This is a genomic window from Sphingomonas sp. NPDC019816, from assembly GCF_050274375.1.
Lineage (GTDB): Bacteria > Pseudomonadota > Alphaproteobacteria > Sphingomonadales > Sphingomonadaceae > Sphingomonas.
Window position 1 is genome coordinate 1 of sequence record NZ_JBNNOB010000061.1, and the last position, 19,960, is coordinate 19,960.

A 19,960-nucleotide genomic window follows, 5' to 3' on the forward strand; every position below is an offset into this window, starting at 1 on the left:
GGGTCGGGGGAGGGCAAGGAGTCTCACCGAGACCAGCGCCCGTGGCCTGCCCTCCCCCATCCCCTCCCGCAAACGGGAGGGGCGTGCCAAGATCATCATGCTCGCGGAAAACGGGATCGAGCCCTCAGGCCACAAGCCTCAATCAGCAACCTTACGGCAACGTCTCGCCCGGCTCGACGCCCCAGATCGCGCCGACCGGCACGAACCCCGCCTGTCCCTTCACGTCCAGCCGGCACCAGCCGCCATTGCACTCGCTGATTCGCCCGACCACGCCGGGCTCGGCTCGCCACAGGATCTTGGCGGTATCGCTGGGGGCCGAACGCATCGGCAACGGCTCGCTTCCCCGTACGATGGCGGTGCGGGTATTGCGCAGCAGAACGCCGAGCATCCACCCCTCGGTGCCGTCCGGGTCCTGCACCTTTCGCCATTCCTTGAAGGCCGCGACCACCTTCACCGGCAGGTCCGGGCGGCGATAATTCCAGCTGGCGGGATAGGCGCGTGCCGGGCCGGTACGCATCCGCGCCCGCGAGGCGCCGATCGATCCGTAATAGGGCATGGCCCGCTTTTCCGATGCGGCGATGGCGGGCGCGGCGACAGACCCCGTCATCATCACCAACGCCATGGCGGCCAGTCCGGTCATGGACCTGCGCATTCTCATTTCCTCATGCTTACCCGCCCATGCCGGCTCTACGCCGAGCCGGGGTTCGGCTTCAACCATGTTCCATCCCGGATCGCCGCCGCCCGCATCACCGGTTGACGGGCTGGCGGGCTTGGCCCAATCCCTTTGGCCATGGTCGATCCACGCCGCTGCCTGAACCCCAGGGTGGTCGTCACCCGCGAACTGCCCGATCCGATCATGGAGCGGATGGCCGCGCTGTTCGACACGCATCTGAACCGCAGCGACGAGAAATGGAGCCAGGCGCAACTGGCCGAGGCGATGGCGACCTGCGACGTGCTGGTCCCGACCGTCACCGACAGCATCGACGCGGCGCTGATCGCCGCGGCCGGCCCCCGGCTGAAGCTGATCGCCAATTTCGGCGCGGGCGTGAACCATATCGATCTGAAGGCGGCGCGCGCGCGCGGCATCATCGTCACCAACACGCCGGGGGTCCTGACCGAGGACACCGCCGACATGACGATGGCGCTGATCCTGTCGGTGCCGCGCCGGCTGGCCGAGGGCGAGAAGCTGGTGCGGTCGGGCGCGTGGAAGGGCTGGAGCCCCGGCGCGATGCTGGGCCACCGTATCGGCGGCAAGGCGCTCGGCATCGTCGGCATGGGCCGCATTGGCCAAGCGGTCGCGCGGCGCGCCCGCGCCTTCGGCCTGTCGATCCATTATCACAACCGCCGCCGCCTGCCGGGCAGCGTCGAGCAGGAACTGGATGCCCATTGGTATCCCGATCTCGACACGATGCTGGGCGCGGTCGACATCGTGTCGATCCACACCCCGCTCAACGCCGACAGCCACGACCTGATCGACCGCCGCCGCATCGCCCTGATGCGCCCCCATGTCTATCTCATCAACGCCAGCCGGGGCGGCATCGTCGACGAGGACGCGATGGTTGACGCGCTGGAGGCGGGACGGCTGGCGGGTGCCGGCCTCGACGTCTGGCGGCATGAGCCCCGGATCGACCCACGCCTGCTGGCGCTGCCCAATGTCGTGATGACCCCGCATATGGGATCGGCCACGCTGGAAGGCCGCGTGGCGTCGGGCGAAAAGGTCATCGCCAATATCCGCAGCTGGGCCGACGGCCACCGCCCGCCGGATCAGGTGCTGGAGGGGTGGCTGTAGGCGCTTGCTTCCACGACGTCGGCATAGTCGGCCGGGGAGCTTCCTATAAATGGTCTTCCAGGCTGCGCTGGCAGCGCATGGAGCAATCGACAGCGTTGGAAAGCATTGCCGTGCTTGCGGGCCGGGAGCTGCTCCATGTCAAAATGTTGCAGCACGGAACCGCTTGGAGGCCCCCGCATTCCCTTTCCTGTTATTCAACAGGAGCTACCCACATGAAAAAGCTGGCTATTGGCCTGACCCTTGCCGCGACCGCCATGGCGATGTCGGCCTGTTCGACGCTCAAGGGCGCCGCGATCGGTGGTGCGGGTGGCGCGGGTGTGGCCGCCGCGACCGGTGGCAGCGTGGAGCGCGGTGCGGCCGTGGGCGGCACGGCGGGCGCGGTGGTCGGCACCGTCGCCGACTAAATAGGAAAAGGGCCTCTTCCGGCCGGCGGAAGAGGCCCTTTTCCCTGGTCGAACGCCGACCGGATCAGTCGCCGGTCAGGATGCGGTCGACCAGTTGCTTCACGCTCGGCACGAACCCGTTCGAATAGAAGGGATCGCGCTTGAAGTTGTACGCCGCATGGCCGGCGAACATCAGATTCTGTTCGACATCACCGCCATGCGCGATCTCCTGCAGCGTCTTCTGGATGCAGAAGCTGCGCGGATCGGCCAGACGGCCGGTCGAGTTGGTTTCGCTATCCGCCCAGCTTGAGAACAGGCACTGCGACAGGCAGCCCATGCAGTCGGCCTGGTCCTTGCGGATTTCCTTGGCTTCCTCGGGGCTGACGAAGACCAAAGTATTGTCGGGCGTCTTCAGCGCCATGGTGAAGCCGCTGCCGAACCACTCGCGCGCGCGCAGCAGGTCGCCCTTGGTCACCCAGAAATTCTTGCCCTTCACCCCCACATCGAGCTGGAAGACATGGTCGCCTGCTTCCTGCGTCGAGAAGGCGATCTGGCGGTCCGAACGCGCTTCCAGGTTGCGCAGGAACGGGTTGCGCACCGCGCTGGAATAAAAGCCGGTCGGCGAGAAACGGTGTAGCAGGACATCGCCCTCCTCGATCGTCATCAGCCGTTGCTTCCACTCCTCCGGGATCGGGCTTTCCTGCGTCAGCAGGGGGCGCGTGCCGAACTGGAAGGCGATCTTGCCCAGTTCGGGATTGTCGATCCAGTCGTTCCAGTCGCGCAAATACCAGACGCCGCCCGCCATCACGATCGGCACCTCGTCCGAGATGCCGCCTTCGCGCATCGTGTCGCGCAGCGCCTTCACGCGCGGATACGGGTCCTGCGGCTGCAAGGGGTCTTCGGCGTTGGACAGGCCGTTATGGCCACCGGCGAGCCAGGGGTCTTCGTACACGACCGCCGCCAGCCATTCCGACGCCTTGGAATAGGCACGCTTCCACAGCGCGCGGAAGGCGCGGCCCGAGGAGACGATCGGCAGATAGCTGACCTGGTGATGCGCCGCGATCTCGGACAGCTTGTAGGGCATGCCCGCACCACAGGTGACGCCCGCGACCAGCCCCTTGGTGCGCGCCAGCACGCCTTCCAGCACCCGCTGCGCGCCGCCCATTTCCCACAGCACGTTGATGTTGATCGCGCCCTTGCCACCCGCGATGTCCCAGGCGCGCTTCACCTGCTGGACCGCGCCCTCGATGGCGTATTCGATCAGTTCCTCGTGCCGCTCGCGCCGGGTCAGCGCGCGGTAGATCTGGGGGATGATCTTGCCCTCGGCATCATAGCTGTCGGCGTTGACCGCCGACACGGTGCCGACGCCGCCGGCCGCCGCCCAGGCGCCCGCCGACGCATGGTTCGTCGCGGCGACCCCCTTGCCCCCTTCGATCAGCGGCCACACTTCCCGGCCGTTATAGAGGATGGGGCTCAAGCCTTTGAACACGTCGTACCCTTCTGGTCCTGAAAGGGCCTCATATAGCGTGTTAGGAAAGCGAAGCGAGGGGGAATTAACGGCACCGGCCGGTGCCGGGGCAGGTCCCGTCGGCGATCAGCCCAATATACCGGGCCGTCCTAGTACCTTCTCATACAGCGCCTTGTAGCGCGCGACCATCAGGCTTTCGTCGAATTCGGCGCGCGCGCGGGCCTGATTAGCGGCCCCGGCGGCGGCGCGGTGATCGGGGTGCAGCATCAGCGCCTGGATCACATCGCGCAAGCGTACCTCGTTGGCGCGGTCGGCGATGAACTGGTGATTGGCCTCGGACACCATGGACGCGACATCCCCCACGGGCAGCGAGGCGATGGGCAGGCCCGCCGCCATCCCCTCCAGCACCGAAATCGGCGCCTGTTCGGACAGCGAGGACAGCGCCACGATGTCGAAATGCCGGATGAAGCGGTAAGGCCGGTCGAGAAAGCCCGGCATCACCAGCCGGTCGGCGATGCCCATCGCGGCGGCGGCCTGCTGGATATTGGCGCGCTCGGGCCCCTCGCCGACGATCACCAGGCGGAACCTGCCGGCCACACCGCCCATGGCGCGGACCAGCATCGGCAGATTCTTGACGGTGCGCAGGCCCGCCAGCGCGCCGACCACCACCTCCTTGGGCTGGCGGACGAATCCGGGAATCGCCTTGGGCTCCGGGTCGCGCGCATAGAGCGCGGTGTTGATGCCGTTGGGGATGCGATGGACGCGCTCGGCCGGCTGCTTCCAGGTCGTGCGCGCGATCCCTTCGAGCACATGACTGGGCACCGCCAGCGCATCCGCCGCCGACAGCGCGATGCGGCGATAGATGTTGCGCTCGACCTTCAACCCGCGCGCTTCGTCCGCATTGAAGCCGTCCTCGTGATGGACCAGCGGCGGCGCGCCCTTGGCATAGACGCGGCGCGCCATCACGCCGTCGATCGCCCCCCAATTATAGGTCAGCACCAGATCGAAGCGGCGCATATAGGCGGCGATCGCCTCGTACCGCTTGACCGAGGGCTTGCCGGTCAGGGGCGGCGCATCCTGCGCGATCTCGTAGCGGATGCCCTTGGCGATGGCATCGCGCGCGCCCAGTTCGTCGGGCAGCCCCGAGACGATGGTGTGCTTCGCCGCATCGCCGAACGCGTTCATCAACGCGACCGCCCGCGCCTCCTTGCCGCCCAGCGAGAAGGATGAGTGGAGATGGAGGATGTGAAGCGGACGGGCCATGGCCGCCGGATTAGCGGGCGGCGGCGGCGATGAAAACCGCCCGCGCCGACGGCGTGCCCGATTTTCCTCCCCTGCAAGGGGAGGTGGCAGGCCGCAGGCCTGACGGAGGGGTGTCACGGTTTGCGAGGTAGGACCAAACTCGCCACCGGAGACACCCCTCCGTCACGCTTCGCGCGACACCTCCCCTTGCAGGGGAGGAATTCATCAGTCTTACCCCGACACCCGGTCTAGCAAACGCCCGATCCCGGCCAGTGCCTCCGGCTCGGTCAGCAGCGGCGTGTGGCCGACATGCGGCACCGTCACCAATTCGGATGGGGAGAGCGCCTGGACCATCCGCGCGGCGACGGGCGCGCTCAAAATATCCGATCGCTCGCCGCGCACGACCAGGGTCGGCACGCCGTTGAGCGCATCGAGCGCCGCCCACATATCCGGTCCCGCCTCGCTGCCCGGCACGCGGAACGGCTCGGCGATCTTCAGGTCATAATCGAGCACCACCCGCCCCGCGCTGGTCAGCCGGTGGGTGCGCTTGGCCATGGCCAGCCAGTCCTCGATCCCCCAATCGGGATAGACGTCCTCGTTATTCTCCTGGACGCAGCGCGCGGCGTGGAGCCAAGTGGGAAAGCTCTGCGCGCGGCCGACATAGCCACGGATGCGCGCCAGCCCCGCCGGCTCGATCTCCGGCCCAATGTCGTTGAGCACCGCGCCCGCCAGCCGCCCGCGCGCGGTCGCCGCCAGCACCATCGTCACGATCCCGCCCAGCGAGGTGCCGACCGCGACGAACCGGCCGATGCCCAGCTCGTCCAGCATCGCCTCGACATCCTGGACATAGGTCAGGGGGACGTAGCTCATCGGGTCCTTGGCATAGGCGCTCTCGCCCCGCCCCCGGAAACTGACCGCGATGACGCGCGCGCGGCCGCTGAGCGCCTCGGCCAGCCCCTCGAAATCGCGGGCGTTGCGGGTCAGGCCGGGCAGGCAGATGACCGGGGGCAGCGCGTCGTCCCCCGCATAGTCACGCGCATGCAGCCGCAACCCGTCTTTCGACCACCAATATCGATTCTCATGAGAGGTCATGCTTGAAGGTCCTCCGGTGCCGCCTCCATATCGCGGCATGCCCCTATCCCCGCAAGCCTATCGCCCCGCGACCGCGCTGACCGAGATCGCCGATTTTATCGCTGACCCAGTGGCGCCCGCCGACTTCCCGCAAACGATCATCCGGTTCCGCAACGACCGCGCCGCCACCGAGATCGGGCTGGACACGATGATCGACGACGAATGGGTCGCGCATCTCGGCCGGTTCGCCCCCCTGCCCGGCACGCTGCCGGGGCCGCTGGCGCTGCGCTATCACGGGCATCAGTTCCGCCAGTATAACAGCGACCTGGGCGACGGGCGCGGCTTCACCTTCGCGCAGATGGTCGCGACCGATGGCCGGTTGCTGGAACTCGGCACCAAAGGCTCGGGCCAGACGCCGTACAGCCGTTTCGGCGACGGCCGCCTGACGCTGAAAGGCGGGGTGCGCGAGATCCTGGCGACCGAGATGCTGGAGGCGCTGAACGTCCCCACCTCGCGCACGCTGTCGATCATCGAAACCGGTGAGGCGCTGCACCGGGGCGACGAGCCCTCCCCCACCCGTTCGGCCGTGATGGTGCGGATGAGCCATGGCCATATCCGCATCGGCAGTTTCCAGCGGCTGGCCTTCGAGCGCAACGAAGCCGGCATGAAGCGGCTGGTCGCCTATGTCCTGCGCCATTTCTACGGCGAGGAGTCGGACGATCCCGTCCGGTTGCTGACGCTGGTGGCGCAGCGCACCGCGACGCTGGCGGCGCGATACATGGCGGCAGGCTTCGTCCATGGCGTGCTCAATTCGGACAATATCAACGTGACGGGCGAGAGCTTCGACTATGGCCCGTGGCGGTTCGCGCCGACATGGGACCCCGAGTTCACCGCGGCTTATTTCGACCAATCGGGGCTCTACGCGCTGGGCCGCCAGCCAGAGGCGATCCAGTGGGACGTGATGCAGCTCGCCTCCAGCCTGCGCCTGATCGCGGAGAGCGATCCGCTGATCGCCGCGCTCGACCGGTTCGCGACGACCTATCAGGCCGAGATCGTGACCGCGATCCTGTGGCGGCTGGGCGTTACCCCGCGCGGCGGCACCGAGGACCGCGCACTGGTCCAGACGTTCGAGCGGGCGCTGCGTGCGTCGCAGGCGAGTATCGCGCAGGTCTATTTCGACCTGTTCGGCGGACAGGTGCCGGATCATTATGGCGAACAGTGGAATGGCCTGCGCGACCTGATCGAGCCCTATGCCCCCCGCCGCGCGCGCGACCATGCCTATTGGCAGGGTGCGCCCGAATCGATGCTGATCGACGAGGTCGAGGCAATCTGGGCGCCGATCGCCGAGCGTGACGACTGGATACCGCTGTATGAAAAGGTCGAGCGGATCCGCGCCATGGGCGAGGCGCTTGCCGATGGTCCCGCCGCGGCCTAGCCTCTCCGCCATGACCCATTTGTCGACCTACGAACCCGCCACCGGCGCGCTGATCGCCGAACTGCCGATCGGCAATGCCGCCCAAGAGGTCTCCGCCGCGCGCGCCGCCTGGCCGGCCTGGGCGGCAACGCCGCTGGCGACACGGATCGAGACGCTGCAACGCTTCGCCACGATCGTCCGTGCGCGCGCCGATGATTTCGCCACGCTGATCGCGCGTGAGACGGGCAAGCCTTTATGGGAGGCGCAGACCGAAGTCGACACGGTGGTCGCCAAGGTCGCCATCTCGATCACCGCGCAAGCCGAGCGTGCGGGCGAGCGTTCGACCGCGCAGCCGGGCGGCGGGCGCATGGCACTGCGCCATCGGCCGCACGGCGTGCTGGCGGTGCTGGGGCCGTATAACTTTCCCGCGCATCTGCCCAATGGCCATATCGTGCCGGCACTTCTGGCGGGCAATGCGGTCGTCTTCAAACCGTCCGAGAAAACGCCGGCGACGGCGGCGTTTCTGGTCGATTGCTATCACGCCGCCGGCGTGCCCGAGGAGGTCGTGCGGCTGTTGATCGGGGGCCCGGACGAAGGGCGCGCGCTGGCCGGACATGACGATATCGACGGGCTGCTCTTCACCGGATCGGCGCGCACCGGCATCGCGCTCAACCGCCAGTTCGCCGAGCGGCCCGAAAAGATCCTGGCGCTGGAGATGGGCGGCAACAATCCGATCATCGTGTGGGACGATTCCGATCTCGACGCCGCCGCCGCGCTGATCGTCCAGTCGGCCTATACCAGCGCGGGCCAGCGCTGCACGGCGGGGCGGCGGTTGATCGTCGAGGACCGTCTGTACGATCCGCTGATGGCCGCGCTGACCGGGCTTACCGACCGGCTGATCGTCGGCGCGCCGTTCGACGAACCGCAGCCCTTCATGGGGCCGGTGATTGACAATGACGCGGCCGAGTTGCTTATAGTGGCTTTCGACAAGCTCATCGGCATGGGTGCGCGCGTCCTGCGTCCGCTGACGCGGATCGCGTCCGATCGCCCGCTGCTGACGCCGGCGATCCTGGACGTCGGCGACGTCGCCGATCGCCCCGATGACGAGCTGTTCGGTCCCGTCCTGCAAGTGTCGCGCGCGACCGATTTCGATGATGCGATCGCACAGGCCAATGCCACCCGCTACGGCTTGTCCGCCTCGCTGATCAGCCCGTCGCGTGAGCGCTACGACCGGTTCTGGACCGGCATCCGTGCCGGCATCGTCAACTGGAACCGTCCGACCAACGGCGCGGCGTCGAGCGCGCCGTTCGGCGGCATCGGCTGGTCCGGCAATCACCGCCCCAGCGCCTATTACGCCGCCGATTACTGCGCCTATCCGGTCGCCAGCGCCGAGACGGACACCGCCGCCGCGTCCATCCCGGTCGGTCTGCGCTGATTCCCAAAAAATGCGGCCCGGAACCGAGGTTCCGGGCCGCATCACGATCAGAACCGGGCGGAAATGCCGACCCGCAAGGTCCGACCCCGCACCGCATAATAGGTCGGGTAGGTGTTAAAATAGGAATCCGAAGAGTAATTCGTGTCCGTGCCGATCAGCGGCGGGTCCTTGTCGAACAGATTCTGGACATTGAACCGGACATCGATCCCCTTCACCAGCGTCACATTGGAATTGAAGTCAAAATAATTATAGGCCGGAATACGGAGCGCCACCTTGTAGATTTCATCGGGCCGCGCGGCGAGAACCGGATTGCTCGACAATTTCGAATTGGTGGTGCCGCCGATATGGCGCCATGTGAAGCCGAACCCGCCCTTGATCCAGGGCAGCTGCCAGTTCACGCCTGCGACATGCCGCCAGCGCGGCATCGGATCGCGACAGGTGAAGCCGAAATAGCCAAGGCAGGCCCAGGGCGTATTGCCCGGCGCGAACTGCTTCTCGAACTTGGTCGTTAGCGTCCCGTTGAAGTTCAGGTTGAAGGTGCCGATGTCCTCGGCGATCCCCAACCGCTTGGGATCGAGGTTATAGGTCGTGCTGAAATCGATACCACGCGTCTTGGTATAGCCAGAATTATTGTACCGGGCATCGGCGACCAGCAAACGCCCGTTCTGCGGGTCGCGCTGATAGAATTGGCAGAAGAAATCGACCTTGTTATCGTAGCATTGCGTGAACGCCATACCGATGCGCGTCCATTCGAAGGCGCCCTGAATGTCGATGTCGTACCAGTCGACCGTCGCCGAGAAACCCGGAACGAAGCGCGGCTGGAACACGACGCCCAGCGTCTTGCTGCGCGACCGTTCAGGCTGAAGCGCGGAATTGCCGCCATTGACCAGGGTGGCAGGGCAGAGCCCCTGCGAGTTGCAGCCGGTATAGCTGGTCAACGCATCATATTGCGCACGCGTCATCCCGATCGAACATTGCTCGAACGTGTAGCGTTGCCGGGGCTGCGCGCCATTGGTGGTGTCGGTCGTCGCGCGCGGTGGTGCGCAAAGATCGAGCATGAGCGAGTTCGGATAGCGATTCTCGCCCTCCAGCCGCTCCTTCACACCAACCCGCACCGCGCGATTATAGCTGCCCCGGAAGCGCAGTCCGTCGATCGGCGCCCAGCTGGCCTCCGCCTTCCAGCTGTGAACCAGATAATCGTAAACGTCATAGTCCGAGATGCGATAGCCACCGTTGACCGACAGCTCCTTGAAGAAGGGCCGATCCTCGATCAACGGGATGTCGATTTCGCCACCCAGTTCCTTGACGCTGGTACGACCATCGAAGGTGGTGAAGTTGTACCAGGCGCCGTAACCGGTCGATTGGTTGCGATATTTACGATACTCGCCGGTGATCGCGAAACCGATGCCATTGCTGGCCAATGGGCTCTTGATCCCATAGTCTTCCAACGTGCCGGACACGACGCCGTTGATGACCTGCAGATCGTTCTGCTGACGGCGGCTGCCCGTATCGGTCAGCCAGTTATAGACCGCATCGCTGATCGACGTATTGGCCGAAAAGGCATCGATCGGCTGGCAGGCGGGATCGCTGCCATCGATCTTCGACAAACAGGTCGGCACGCCACCGACATTGCGCACCTGAAGGCCACGTCCCAACCGTTCGGCCTGATCGGGCACCCACTGATGATCGGCCATGCCGTTATAGATGCTGCGGGTCTGCTGATAGCTCAGCTCGAAACGGATTTTGTCGATAATCATGCCCGACAGATTCAACGCGCCGCGCCAATCGGCCGTCGAGTTACGGAAATTCATGATCATGCCCGGCCGGAACAGCGACAGCGCGATCGGGTCGCTGAGCGCGGTCGTACCGGCCTTGGCGCCGCAGATCACCTGCGCCTGTTGCGCGCCCAGGAAGGGATTGTCGCAATTGACGGGCGAGCCCGGCGTATACATGCCGCCGTCGATCGAGTTGAAACCACGCTCGACGATCTTGCTGTAGAGGAAGCTGCCGCTCAGACGCATGCCGGCGGGCAGGTCGGCGGTCAGGAAGCCGCCGGCATTGACCGTCTCGCTGCGCCGCTGGATCGAATCGATGCTCTGGATGCGCACTTCGTCGGCGGTGGTGTAGGGACGGAAGCTGCGCGAGCCGTCGCGGGCATTGGTCAGATTCTGACCGCCGGCATAGAAATAGTTATAGGGATTATATACCGTGCCGGCGCAGGTCCATTTGACGTTCCCCGCGTCGTAGTTGTTCGGGTCGAACATCAGGAGCGGGCAATTCGTCGTATCGATATTGCGGAACTGGATCGGGTCCGCCTTCTTGTACGTCGCGAAGGCGCTGATATTGACCTTGTCGTCGAGCAGGTTCTTGCCCGCCGCCAGCGAGGCGAAATAATTGCCGCCGCCCAGATAGGTCCCGCGCGGATAGGTGTAACCCGCATCCTTCGCCAAGCCCGCCAGCAGCGAATTATTGTTGTTGTGGTTATATCCGCTGACCTCGCCATCGAAGGCGATGCCGTTGAACTTGCGCTTCAGGATGAAGTTGACGACGCCCGCGATCGCATCCGAGCCGTACACCGCCGAGGCGCCGCCGGTCATGATGTCGATCCGCTCGATCAGCGCGCCGGGGATGATGTTGACGTCATTGTCCATCCGCTGCCCGTTAAGCAGCGTCAGCGTGCGGCCGCCCCCAAGGCTACGCAGTCCGACCGGCGCCGCACCAGATTCCCAGCCCTGCCCCTGAAGCCCCAACATCGGCGTCACTTGCGGCAATTGTGCCAGCGCGTCCTCGATCCGGGCGAGCCCCCGCTCCTTCAGAAAGGTCGAATCAATCGTGGTGATCGGCGCATTGCTGGTCATGTTGGGCCGCACGATGCGCGTGCCGGTCACGATCACGTCGCCAGCATCGGCCTTTTCCTGCTTGGCGTCGATCTTGTCGGCCGATGCCGCCACCCCCGTGACGGTATTCGCCTGATCCTCGCCCGTCTCCGTGCTTGCCGGGATGGTCTGAGCGGCCGCCATACCGGAACACGCCAACGCCAGCATCGAAACCCCGACACCATACTTAACGAAACCAAATTTCACTAATATGCCCCCGATTATTCATCTGTAAGAAGCATCTCACCATAAGCTCGGGCTTTTCTCAAATATAATATACCGTATTTTCGGATGCGCCGATCCCAAGTTGATCTACCGCTGCCCCAAGCATCGCTCGGTTGTGGTCCGGGGGCGGGGGGATCATGTGTCGCATCATGGCTACCCTTCTTGATCCAGCCGCGCGTGGTCGCGTGATCCTCGTCGGTGCCGGACCCGGCGATCCCGGTCTGCTGACCGTCCGCGCGGTCGAGGCACTGAAGCGCGCCGATGTCGTCGTGCACGACGGGCTGATCGATCCGCGCGTTCTCGACATCGCGCCTCCGCAAGCCCAGCGCATCTCTGTCGCCAAGCGGCGTGCGCGGCACACGCTGTCGCAGGAGGCGATCAACGCGCTGATCGTCGCGCATGTGAAGACGGGTGCCATCGTCGTGCGCCTGAAGGGCGGCGACCCGTTCATCTTCGGGCGTGGCGGCGAGGAGGTGGAGGCGGTGCGCGCCGTCGGTCTGCCGGTCGAGGTGATCCCCGGCGTCTCGGCGGCACTGGGCTGCGCGGCGGAGGCGATGCTGCCACTGACCCACCGCGACCATAGCTCGGCCGTGTCGTTCGTCGCGGGTCAGTGCAAGGGGCTGACCGATCAGGACTGGTCGGGGCTGGCCGGGCAAGGCCGCACGCTGGTCATCTATATGGGCGTTGCCACCGCCGACGCTATCGCCGACAAGCTGATGGCCGATGGCGTCGCCCCGGACATGCCGGTCGCGGTGCTGGAGCGCGGTACGCTGGAGGGGCACCGGGCGATGCGCACCCTGCTCGCCGATCTCGGTCCGATGGTCGATTGTGAGCGGGTGCAGAGCCCCGCGATCATCGTGGTCGGCGAAGTCGTCGAATTGTCGGATGCTCAGGACAAGCTGGCGCGTTGGGCCCGCGTGGCGGAAGGAATGAGCGCATGAAGCTGTTGACGGGCAACGACTTGAGCACCGGCGATGTCGTCTGGTGGACCGGGAGCGACTGGTCGCGTCATATCGAGGATGCGGTCGATGTCGGCGGCCAAGGCGAGGCGATCTTACGCGCCGAGGAAGGCGCGCGGCGGGTCAACGTGCCCTATCTGATCGACGCGGAAGCCACCGAGCAAGGCCCCCGCCCCGCCCATATCAAGGACCGTATCCGCGCGCTCGGCCCCACGGTGCGCCCCGACCTGACGCTGAAGCCCGCCGATGCGGACGCCGGCGCCTGGGTCATCTGAGAGAGACGCCATGTACGTTTACGACGAATATGATCAGAGCATCGTCGATGCCCGTGTCGAGGAATTCCGCGATCAGGTGAACCGCCGCCTGTCGGGCGCGATGACCGAGGATCAGTTCAAGCCGCTGCGGCTGATGAACGGCCTCTACCTTCAGCTGCACGCCTATATGCTGCGCGTCGCGGTGCCCTATGGCACGCTGGACAGCCGCCAGATGCGGATGCTGGGCCATATCGCGCGCAAGTACGATCGCGGCTACGGCCATTTCACCACGCGCCAGAATATCCAGTATAACTGGATCAAGCTGGCCGATGCGCCAGACATCCTCGCCGAGCTGGCGACGGTGCAGATGCATGCCATCCAGACCTCGGGCAATTGCATCCGCAACATCTCGTCCGACCAGTTCGCCGGCGCCGCCGCCGATGAGGTCGCCGATCCCCGCCCCTGGGCCGAGCTGCTGCGGCAATGGTCGACCTTCCACCCCGAATTCACCTATCTGCCGCGCAAGTTCAAGATTGCGGTGATCGCGGCGGACGAGGATCGTGCGGCGATGCGGCTGCACGATATCGGTATCCAGTTGCTGGAGCGGGACGGCGTGCTCGGCGCGAAGATCTTCGTCGGCGGCGGCATGGGCCGCACCCCGATGATCGCGCATGAGGTGAAGGACTTCATCACCGCCGACCATCTGATGAGCTATCTGGAAGCATGCCTGCGGGTGTATAACCGCTATGGCCGCCGCGATAACATCTACAAGGCGCGGATCAAGATCCTGCTCCACGAGATCGGCGTCGATGCCTATCGCGAGCAGGTGGAGGCGGAATTCGCCGCGATCCGCGATCTTGGCATCGACCCGCCGCTCGCCGAGCTGGAGCGGATCACCGCCATGTTCGCGGGGCCGGACTTCGCGACCGATGCGCCCGATACGGTCGACCGCTCCGACCCCGACTTCGCGGTCTGGCTCGACCAGAATGTCTCAGGCCACAAACAGCCCGGCCACGCCATCGTCACGATCAGCCTGAAGCCGATCGGCGGCATCCCGGGCGACGCCTCGGCCGACCAGATCGACCTGATGGCCGACCTGGCCGAGCGTTACGGCCATGACGAGCTGCGTGTGACCCATGCCCAGAACATCGTCCTGCCGCATGTCCGCAAGGCCGACCTCTATGCCATCTGGACCGCGCTTCGCGAGGCGGGGCTGGCCGAGGCGAATCTCGACCTGATCTCGGACATCATCGCCTGCCCCGGCCTCGATTATTGCAGCCTGGCCAATGCCCGCTCCATCCCGCTGGCGCAGAAGATCGGCGAGCGTTTCGCCGGGCGGCAGCGCGAGCTGGGCGAGTTGAAGCTGAAGATTTCGGGCTGCATCAACGCCTGCGGTCACCATCATGCCGGGCATATCGGCATCTTGGGTGTCGATAAGAAAGGCACCGAAAATTATCAGCTGCTGCTCGGCGGATCAGGCGCGGAGGATGTGTCGCTCGGCAAGATCACCGGCCCCGGCTTCGACGAGGACGGCGTGGTCGATGCGATCGAGCGCGTGACCGACCGCTATGTCGAACTCCGCGAAGTCGACGAGCGCTTCCTCGACACCTATCGCCGCGTGGGCATGCAGCCGTTCAAGGAAGCGATCTATGGTTGATCCCATCACCGTGAACACCAACGCGGGCGAGACGCTGCTGCGCTTCCGCGACGATGTGGTGCATGACGAACCGGCGGTGACGCTGGACGCGTTCCTGGGCCAGACCAACGCCACCGCCGTCCGGCTGGAGGCGGGTGACGACGCGCGCGAACTGCTCCCGCATCTGGGGCAGATCGCTTTGGTCGAGATCAGCTTCCCCACCTTCCGCGACGGGCGCGGCTATTCGGCGGCGCGGATCTTGCGCGAGGCGGGCTTCGAGGGTGAGCTACGCGCGGCGGGCGACGTGCTGGTCGACCAGATTCCGCATATGCGCCGCTGCGGCTTCGACAGCTTCGCCCCCGAAAAGCCGATCGATGCGGCGACGCTGACCAAGCTGCTTGCGCTCTATCCCCAGCCCTATCAAAAGGCCGCCGATGCCCGCGTACCGGTATGGAAGCTGCGCCATGGCTGAGCGCGCGCTCGACAGGATTGACGTTCGGCCGGCTTACACGGTGGAGGATGCCGCGGCTTATGAGGCGCGGTTCGCCGGCGTGCCCGCGCCCGAGATGCTACGCACCCTGCTGACCGGCGAGTTGCACGGCGGAGTCGCGGCGGTGTCATCCTTCGGCACCGAGTCCGCCGTATTGCTGCACATGGTCGCGAGCGCCGATCCGGCGACGCCGGTGGTCTTCACCGACACGCTCAAGATGTTTCCCGAAACGCTCAGCTATCGCGACACGCTGGTCGAGCGGCTGGGCCTGCTGGACGTCCGCGTGATCCAGCCCGACCCCGCCCTGCTGGCGGCGAAGGACCCGGACGGCATCCGTCACGGCTATGACCCCGATGGCTGCTGCGACCTACGCAAGGTCGAGCCGCTGGCACGCGGCCTGGCTCCGTTCGAGGCGTGGATTTCAGGCCGCAAGGGCTTCCAGGCCGGCACTCGCCGCGCCCTGCCCCGGTTCGAGGTCGAGGATGGCCGCCTGAAGCTCAATCCGCTGGCGGACTGGGACAAGGCGGCGCTGGACCGTTACTTCGCCGCGCACGACCTGCCGCGTCATCCGCTTGAGGCGGAAGGCTATCTCTCGATCGGCTGCGCGCCCTGCACTAGCCAAGTGAATCCCGGCGAAGACCCGCGCGCAGGCCGCTGGCGCGGGTTCGACAAGGTGGAGTGTGGAATCCACAAGCCGGTGGAGGCCGTTCGGTCGGTCTGAGGAACTTCGGTACCCTAGCCGCTCTGGCCTCCGCCGGTTTTACGCGACCACATTCCCAACTCCGTTCGCACTGAGCGAAGTCGAAGTGCACGCAGGGACCCTGTGGCTAGCAGTCCCTTGGCCTTCGACTTCGCTCAGGCTGAACGGAGGTTGGCGATTGGGCATCCCCCTGGACCGCAGCGGCTCAATACCCGGCGAAGTCCGTAAACCGGGTGATCGTCGGGTCGAACTTCATCACAACCTTGCCGGTCGCACCGTGACGCTGCTTCGCCACGATCAGTTCGGCCAGGCCGTACACCCGCTCGACCTCGGTCGCCCACTTCGCGTGGTCCTCGAAGACCTTGCCGTCATCGCCCTCCATCGGGCGCTTGGGCTCGCGCTGCATCATGTAATAGTCTTCGCGGAACACGAACCAGACCATGTCGGCGTCCTGCTCGATCGAGCCTGATTCGCGAAGGTCGGACAGCATCGGGCGCTTGTCTTCGCGCTGCTCGACCGCACGGCTCAGCTGTGACAGCGCCAGCACCGGCACGTTCATGTCCTTGGCCAGCGTCTTCAGCCCGCGCGAAATCTCCGAGATTTCCTGCACGCGGTTGCCCTCGGACGACTTGCCCGAACCGGTCAGCAGCTGGAGATAGTCGACCACGACCAGACCCAGCTCGTTGTTCAGCCGCCGCTGCAAACGCCGGACGCGGGTGTGCAGCGCGGAGATGGTCAGGCCGCCAGTATCGTCGATGAACAGCGGCAACTGCTCCAGCTCGGCGGCGGCGGCGGCGAGCTGCGCGAACTCGTTGCGGCTGATCTTGCCCATGCGCAGCGCCTCGGAGCTGATGCCGGACTGCTCGGCCAGGATACGCGTAGCCAGCTGGTCGGCCGACATTTCGAGGCTGAAGAAGGCGACCTTGGCGCCGACCGACTCGGAGGGCGGGATGCCGTCGGCCATGTCGCGCATCCAGCGGCGCGCCGCGTTGAACGCGATGTTGGTGGCGAGCGAGGTCTTGCCCATGCCCGGACGGCCCGCCAGGATCATCAAGTCGGAGCGGTGCATACCGCCGATCTTGGCATTGACCGAGTCCAGACCCGTGGTGATGCCCGAGACATGGCCGCCGGAATTCAGCGCGCGCTCGGCATTCTTCACCGCCATGGTGGTGGCCTGGGAGAAGCTCTTCACCGCATTTTCGGAGCCGCCATCGGCCGCAACCTTGAACAGCTCGTTCTCGGCCAGCTCGATCTGCGCGCGCGGGTTGACCTCTTCGGACGTGTCCATCGCCCGGTCGACCAGCGTCCGCCCCACCGTCACGAGCGCGCGCAGCATCGCGAGATCATAGATCTGCGTCGCGAACTGCCGCGCACCGATCAGGCTCGCCCCCGATCCGGTCAGCTGCGCGAGATAGGACGGGCCGCCCAGCGCCTTCATCCCCTCATCCGCCTCGAACATCGGGCGAAGGGTGACGGGGGTCGCCAGCATGTCGGTCGCGCGCAGATTCTTGATCGCGGAGAAGACTCGGCCGTGCACCGGCTCGAAGAAATGTTCCGGGTCCAGCCGGTCGACCAGATCGTCGGCCAGCCGGTTGTCGATCATCATCGCGCCGAGCAGCGCGGCCTCCGCTTCGATATTGCGGGGAAGCTGCTGCGGCTCGGCGGCGGCAGCGGGGTTCTGAAATGCGAGGGTGGCCATTTCTCCGGCGTTAGCGCGGGCGGCCCCCACCCCTCAAGTTGATAACGTCGATAAGCGGGGGATTTGCGGCGCGCCGACTTCGCGACTATCCCTGCGGCATGGCCGATCCGCGGATCATCTCTATCGACCTGGACGAACGCAGCTTGGGCTGGCGCTCGGCCGATGTCGAGCAGGAGCGGCGGATCGCGATCTTCGACCTGATCGAGGAAAATTACTTCGCGCCGCAACGGCCGCAGGCGGACGGCTATGCCGGGCCGTACCGGATCAAGCTGGAGTCGGAGGAAGGCCGCCTCGGCATCCATATGCACCGCGAAGACGGCACGCATATCGAAACGCTGGTGCTGGCGCTCGGGCGATTCCGGCGGCCGATCAAGGATTATTTCGCGATCTGCGACAGCTATTATCAGGCGATCCGCGCATCCACCCCGCAACAGATCGAGACGATCGATATGGCCAGGCGTGGCATCCATAACGATGCCGCCGAGATGCTGAAGGAACGGCTGACCGGCAAGATCGAGGTCGACTTCGATACCGCACGCCGCCTCTTCACACTGATCTGCGTCCTGCATATCCGCAACTGATGGCGATTCTCTGGAAAATCGGTGCCGGCCTGCTGGCGCTTGGCGCAGTCACCGCCGGCGGACGGCATTGGGTGACGCATTGGCAGCCCTCGACCGAGCGCTATCCGTTGCAGGGGATCGACCTGCCCGAAAATCCGCCGGCGGTCGAATGGCGGACGGTGCGCGCGCATGGAGCGGACTTCGCCTATCTCATCGCGACCTCGGGCGCGGACCGGCGCGAGCCGTCGTTCGAGGCGAACTGGGCCGCGCTACCCGAGGCGGGCCTGCGGCGTGGCGCCGTCCATATCTATTCGCTGTGCCAGCCCGCGACCGCGCAGGCGGATGCGTTCAACATCTTCGTGCCGCGCGTGGGCGACGCCCTGCCCGCCGCGATCGACCTGTCCTATCACGACGATTGCACCGCGCGGCCCGAGCGCGCGACGCTGGTCGCCGACCTGACCCGGTTCGTGACCATGGTCGAGACGCATACCGGCAAGCCGGTGATGCTGCGCGTGTCCAAGCCGTTCGAGTCGGACTATAGCATCACCGCCGCGCTCGACCGTCCGATCTGGGCGATCGGCAATGTCTTCAAGCCCGACTACGCCGCACGCCCCTGGCGCATGTGGCGTGCCAGCGACTTCCGCCGGGTCGAAGGGGTGGAAGGCCCCGTCCATTGGGATGTCGTTACACCATGACTGAAACCGCCGCCGACGCGACCGCGCTGATCGCCGCCGCCCGCACCGCCGCCCTGCATGCCCATGCGCCCTATAGCCGGTTCGCGGTGGGGGCCGCGTTGCTGATGGCGGATGGCTCGGTGATCACCGGCGCCAATTTCGAGAATGCCAGCTACGGCCTGTCGCTCTGCGCCGAGACGGTCGCGATCGCCACCGCCTCGGCCGCCGGGCGGTTGCGCGAGATCGTCGCGATCGGCGTGATCGGCGGCGCGATGGACGCCGACGGCAAGGCAACCGGCACCACCCCGGTCAGCCCCTGCGGCCGCTGCCGCCAGGTCATCAACGAGGCCGCGCAGATGGGCGGCCGCGACCTCCCCGTCCATTGCGGCGCGGCCGAAGGCGATGCGGTGCGGTCGTACCGGCTTTCGGAGTTGCTGCCCGATGCCTTTGGTCCGGCGGACCTGGGGATCCGCTGATTCGTCACGCGAAGACGCGAAGGCGCGAAGATTGGCGCGCTAAAGCGCGGATAATAGGCAGGTCCGAAATCGGTTAGGCCGCTGATGACCGGCCACCGGTAACGACCGGATACGCCACCTCCGCGTCCTCCGCGCCTCCGCGCGAAACATCGTTCTTCGTGGCTTCGCGTAAGCCACCTTTTCCAGCGCTGCTCCCGCATCGCTCGCAAACCAGGATCAAGCGGCCGCGATCCGCTGGGCGTGTTCGGTCCATTGCGCCTGCTGCGCGTCCCGATTGAATCGGGCGGGCGCGCGTTCCTGTGATCAAGCCAATGTGCCTGTTTCACCGTCATGCTGTTCATAGTTGCGATCAGCGAGCAAAGCGGGGACCCGCTTCAGGTCGACCGTGCCGAGGTCATGCCGACCGCAAGCGCCATTTTGCGTTTCCACGCTTGCCCCGCCCCCGCGATCCGGCGATGAGCGGCAACGCTAAAGGGGAATGAAGATGTCGATCCTGTCCGACCGCTGGATTCGCGAGGCCGCGCAGACCCAAGGGATGATCGAGCCCTTTGTCGAGAGCCAGCGTCGCGACGGCTGCATCAGCTATGGCCTGTCGTCCTATGGCTATGA

General features: G+C 65.9%; 18 protein-coding genes and 1 pseudogene. 13 read left to right on the forward strand and 6 right to left on the reverse strand.

Going from position 1 to position 19,960, the window contains the following annotated elements; all coding sequences use genetic code 11:
* Window positions 1–151 precede the first annotated feature (151 nt).
* Window positions 152–652, reverse strand: a complete 501-nt coding sequence (locus ACQKJZ_RS10445) for an SH3 domain-containing protein (protein ID WP_427731078.1) — start codon at window positions 650–652, stop codon at window positions 152–154.
* Between the two features lie 138 nt (window positions 653–790).
* On the opposite strand from ACQKJZ_RS10445, the gene ACQKJZ_RS10450 reads away from it, so the two are divergent.
* Window positions 791–1,789, forward strand: coding sequence for a 2-hydroxyacid dehydrogenase (locus ACQKJZ_RS10450; protein ID WP_427731079.1), 999 nt, complete (start codon window positions 791–793; stop codon window positions 1,787–1,789).
* Between the two features lie 212 nt (window positions 1,790–2,001).
* Window positions 2,002–2,193, forward strand: coding sequence for a hypothetical protein (locus ACQKJZ_RS10455; protein ID WP_183952992.1), 192 nt, complete (start codon window positions 2,002–2,004; stop codon window positions 2,191–2,193).
* Window positions 2,194–2,257: 64 nt separating this feature from the next.
* On the opposite strand, the gene ACQKJZ_RS10460 is transcribed toward ACQKJZ_RS10455, so the two are convergent.
* The 3 genes from ACQKJZ_RS10460 to ACQKJZ_RS10470 form a co-directional block, all read right to left on the reverse strand.
* Entirely contained in the window at window positions 2,258–3,661 is a 1,404-nt protein-coding gene (locus tag ACQKJZ_RS10460) for an NAD(P)H-dependent flavin oxidoreductase (RefSeq protein ID WP_427731080.1), read from the reverse strand.
* 105 nt (window positions 3,662–3,766) lie between these two features.
* Window positions 3,767–4,903 (reverse strand): glycosyltransferase, encoded by a 1,137-nt coding sequence (locus tag ACQKJZ_RS10465; protein WP_427731081.1) that lies wholly within the window; start codon window positions 4,901–4,903, stop codon window positions 3,767–3,769.
* A gap of 210 nt (window positions 4,904–5,113) precedes the next feature.
* The gene (locus ACQKJZ_RS10470) at window positions 5,114–5,974 is read right to left on the reverse strand and encodes an alpha/beta fold hydrolase (RefSeq protein ID WP_427731082.1); all 861 of its coding nucleotides are present in this window, start codon (window positions 5,972–5,974) and stop codon (window positions 5,114–5,116) included.
* A 37-nt stretch (window positions 5,975–6,011) separates the two neighbouring features.
* Between ACQKJZ_RS10470 and ACQKJZ_RS10475 the strand changes: the two genes are divergently transcribed.
* Together ACQKJZ_RS10475 and astD are read left to right on the forward strand one after the other, a co-directional pair.
* Window positions 6,012–7,388, forward strand: coding sequence for a protein adenylyltransferase SelO family protein (locus ACQKJZ_RS10475; RefSeq protein WP_427731091.1), 1,377 nt, complete (start codon window positions 6,012–6,014; stop codon window positions 7,386–7,388).
* A gap of 10 nt (window positions 7,389–7,398) precedes the next feature.
* Window positions 7,399–8,802: a succinylglutamate-semialdehyde dehydrogenase gene (gene astD / locus ACQKJZ_RS10480; RefSeq protein WP_427731083.1), complete on the forward strand. Its 1,404-nt coding sequence runs from the start codon at window positions 7,399–7,401 to the stop codon at window positions 8,800–8,802.
* A gap of 47 nt (window positions 8,803–8,849) precedes the next feature.
* On the opposite strand, the gene ACQKJZ_RS10485 is transcribed toward astD, so the two are convergent.
* Window positions 8,850–11,822: a TonB-dependent receptor domain-containing protein gene (locus tag ACQKJZ_RS10485; RefSeq protein WP_427731084.1), complete on the reverse strand. Its 2,973-nt coding sequence runs from the start codon at window positions 11,820–11,822 to the stop codon at window positions 8,850–8,852.
* 230 nt (window positions 11,823–12,052) lie between these two features.
* Here ACQKJZ_RS10485 and cobA point away from each other — a divergent pair, with 230 nt between their 5' ends.
* From cobA to ACQKJZ_RS10510, 5 genes are read left to right on the forward strand one after another with little or no spacing between them, the layout of a single operon-like run.
* On the forward strand, window positions 12,053–12,844 hold the full coding sequence (gene cobA / locus ACQKJZ_RS10490; RefSeq protein WP_427731085.1) for a uroporphyrinogen-III C-methyltransferase: 792 nt from the start codon (window positions 12,053–12,055) through the stop codon (window positions 12,842–12,844).
* Window positions 12,841–13,137, forward strand: coding sequence for a DUF2849 domain-containing protein (locus ACQKJZ_RS10495; RefSeq protein ID WP_294203605.1), 297 nt, complete (start codon window positions 12,841–12,843; stop codon window positions 13,135–13,137). Before cobA ends, ACQKJZ_RS10495 begins: the two co-directional genes overlap by 4 nt.
* 10 nt (window positions 13,138–13,147) lie before the next feature.
* Window positions 13,148–14,773: a nitrite/sulfite reductase gene (locus tag ACQKJZ_RS10500; protein WP_427731086.1), complete on the forward strand. Its 1,626-nt coding sequence runs from the start codon at window positions 13,148–13,150 to the stop codon at window positions 14,771–14,773.
* Window positions 14,766–15,224, forward strand: coding sequence for a DUF934 domain-containing protein (locus tag ACQKJZ_RS10505; protein WP_183953002.1), 459 nt, complete (start codon window positions 14,766–14,768; stop codon window positions 15,222–15,224). The genes ACQKJZ_RS10500 and ACQKJZ_RS10505 overlap by 8 nt, the downstream gene beginning before the upstream one ends.
* The gene (locus ACQKJZ_RS10510; RefSeq protein WP_427731087.1) at window positions 15,217–15,963 is read left to right on the forward strand and encodes a phosphoadenylyl-sulfate reductase; all 747 of its coding nucleotides are present in this window, start codon (window positions 15,217–15,219) and stop codon (window positions 15,961–15,963) included. The genes ACQKJZ_RS10505 and ACQKJZ_RS10510 overlap by 8 nt, the downstream gene beginning before the upstream one ends.
* Before the next feature lie 184 nt (window positions 15,964–16,147).
* Here ACQKJZ_RS10510 and ACQKJZ_RS10515 read toward each other — a convergent pair whose 3' ends face one another.
* On the reverse strand, window positions 16,148–17,641 hold the full coding sequence (locus tag ACQKJZ_RS10515; RefSeq protein WP_312488776.1) for a replicative DNA helicase: 1,494 nt from the start codon (window positions 17,639–17,641) through the stop codon (window positions 16,148–16,150).
* 98 nt (window positions 17,642–17,739) lie between these two features.
* On the opposite strand from ACQKJZ_RS10515, the gene ACQKJZ_RS10520 reads away from it, so the two are divergent.
* The 4 genes and pseudogenes from ACQKJZ_RS10520 to dcd form a co-directional block, all read left to right on the forward strand.
* Window positions 17,740–18,222, forward strand: a complete 483-nt coding sequence (locus tag ACQKJZ_RS10520) for a UPF0262 family protein (RefSeq protein ID WP_427731088.1) — start codon at window positions 17,740–17,742, stop codon at window positions 18,220–18,222.
* Window positions 18,222–18,896, forward strand: a complete 675-nt coding sequence (locus tag ACQKJZ_RS10525; RefSeq protein ID WP_427731089.1) for a GH25 family lysozyme — start codon at window positions 18,222–18,224, stop codon at window positions 18,894–18,896. The genes ACQKJZ_RS10520 and ACQKJZ_RS10525 overlap by 1 nt, the downstream gene beginning before the upstream one ends.
* Window positions 18,893–19,351, forward strand: a complete 459-nt coding sequence (locus ACQKJZ_RS10530; RefSeq protein WP_427731090.1) for a cytidine deaminase — start codon at window positions 18,893–18,895, stop codon at window positions 19,349–19,351. The genes ACQKJZ_RS10525 and ACQKJZ_RS10530 overlap by 4 nt, the downstream gene beginning before the upstream one ends.
* A gap of 484 nt (window positions 19,352–19,835) precedes the next feature.
* Window positions 19,836–19,960: pseudogene (dcd, locus tag ACQKJZ_RS10535) on the forward strand (dCTP deaminase); the annotation flags it as partial.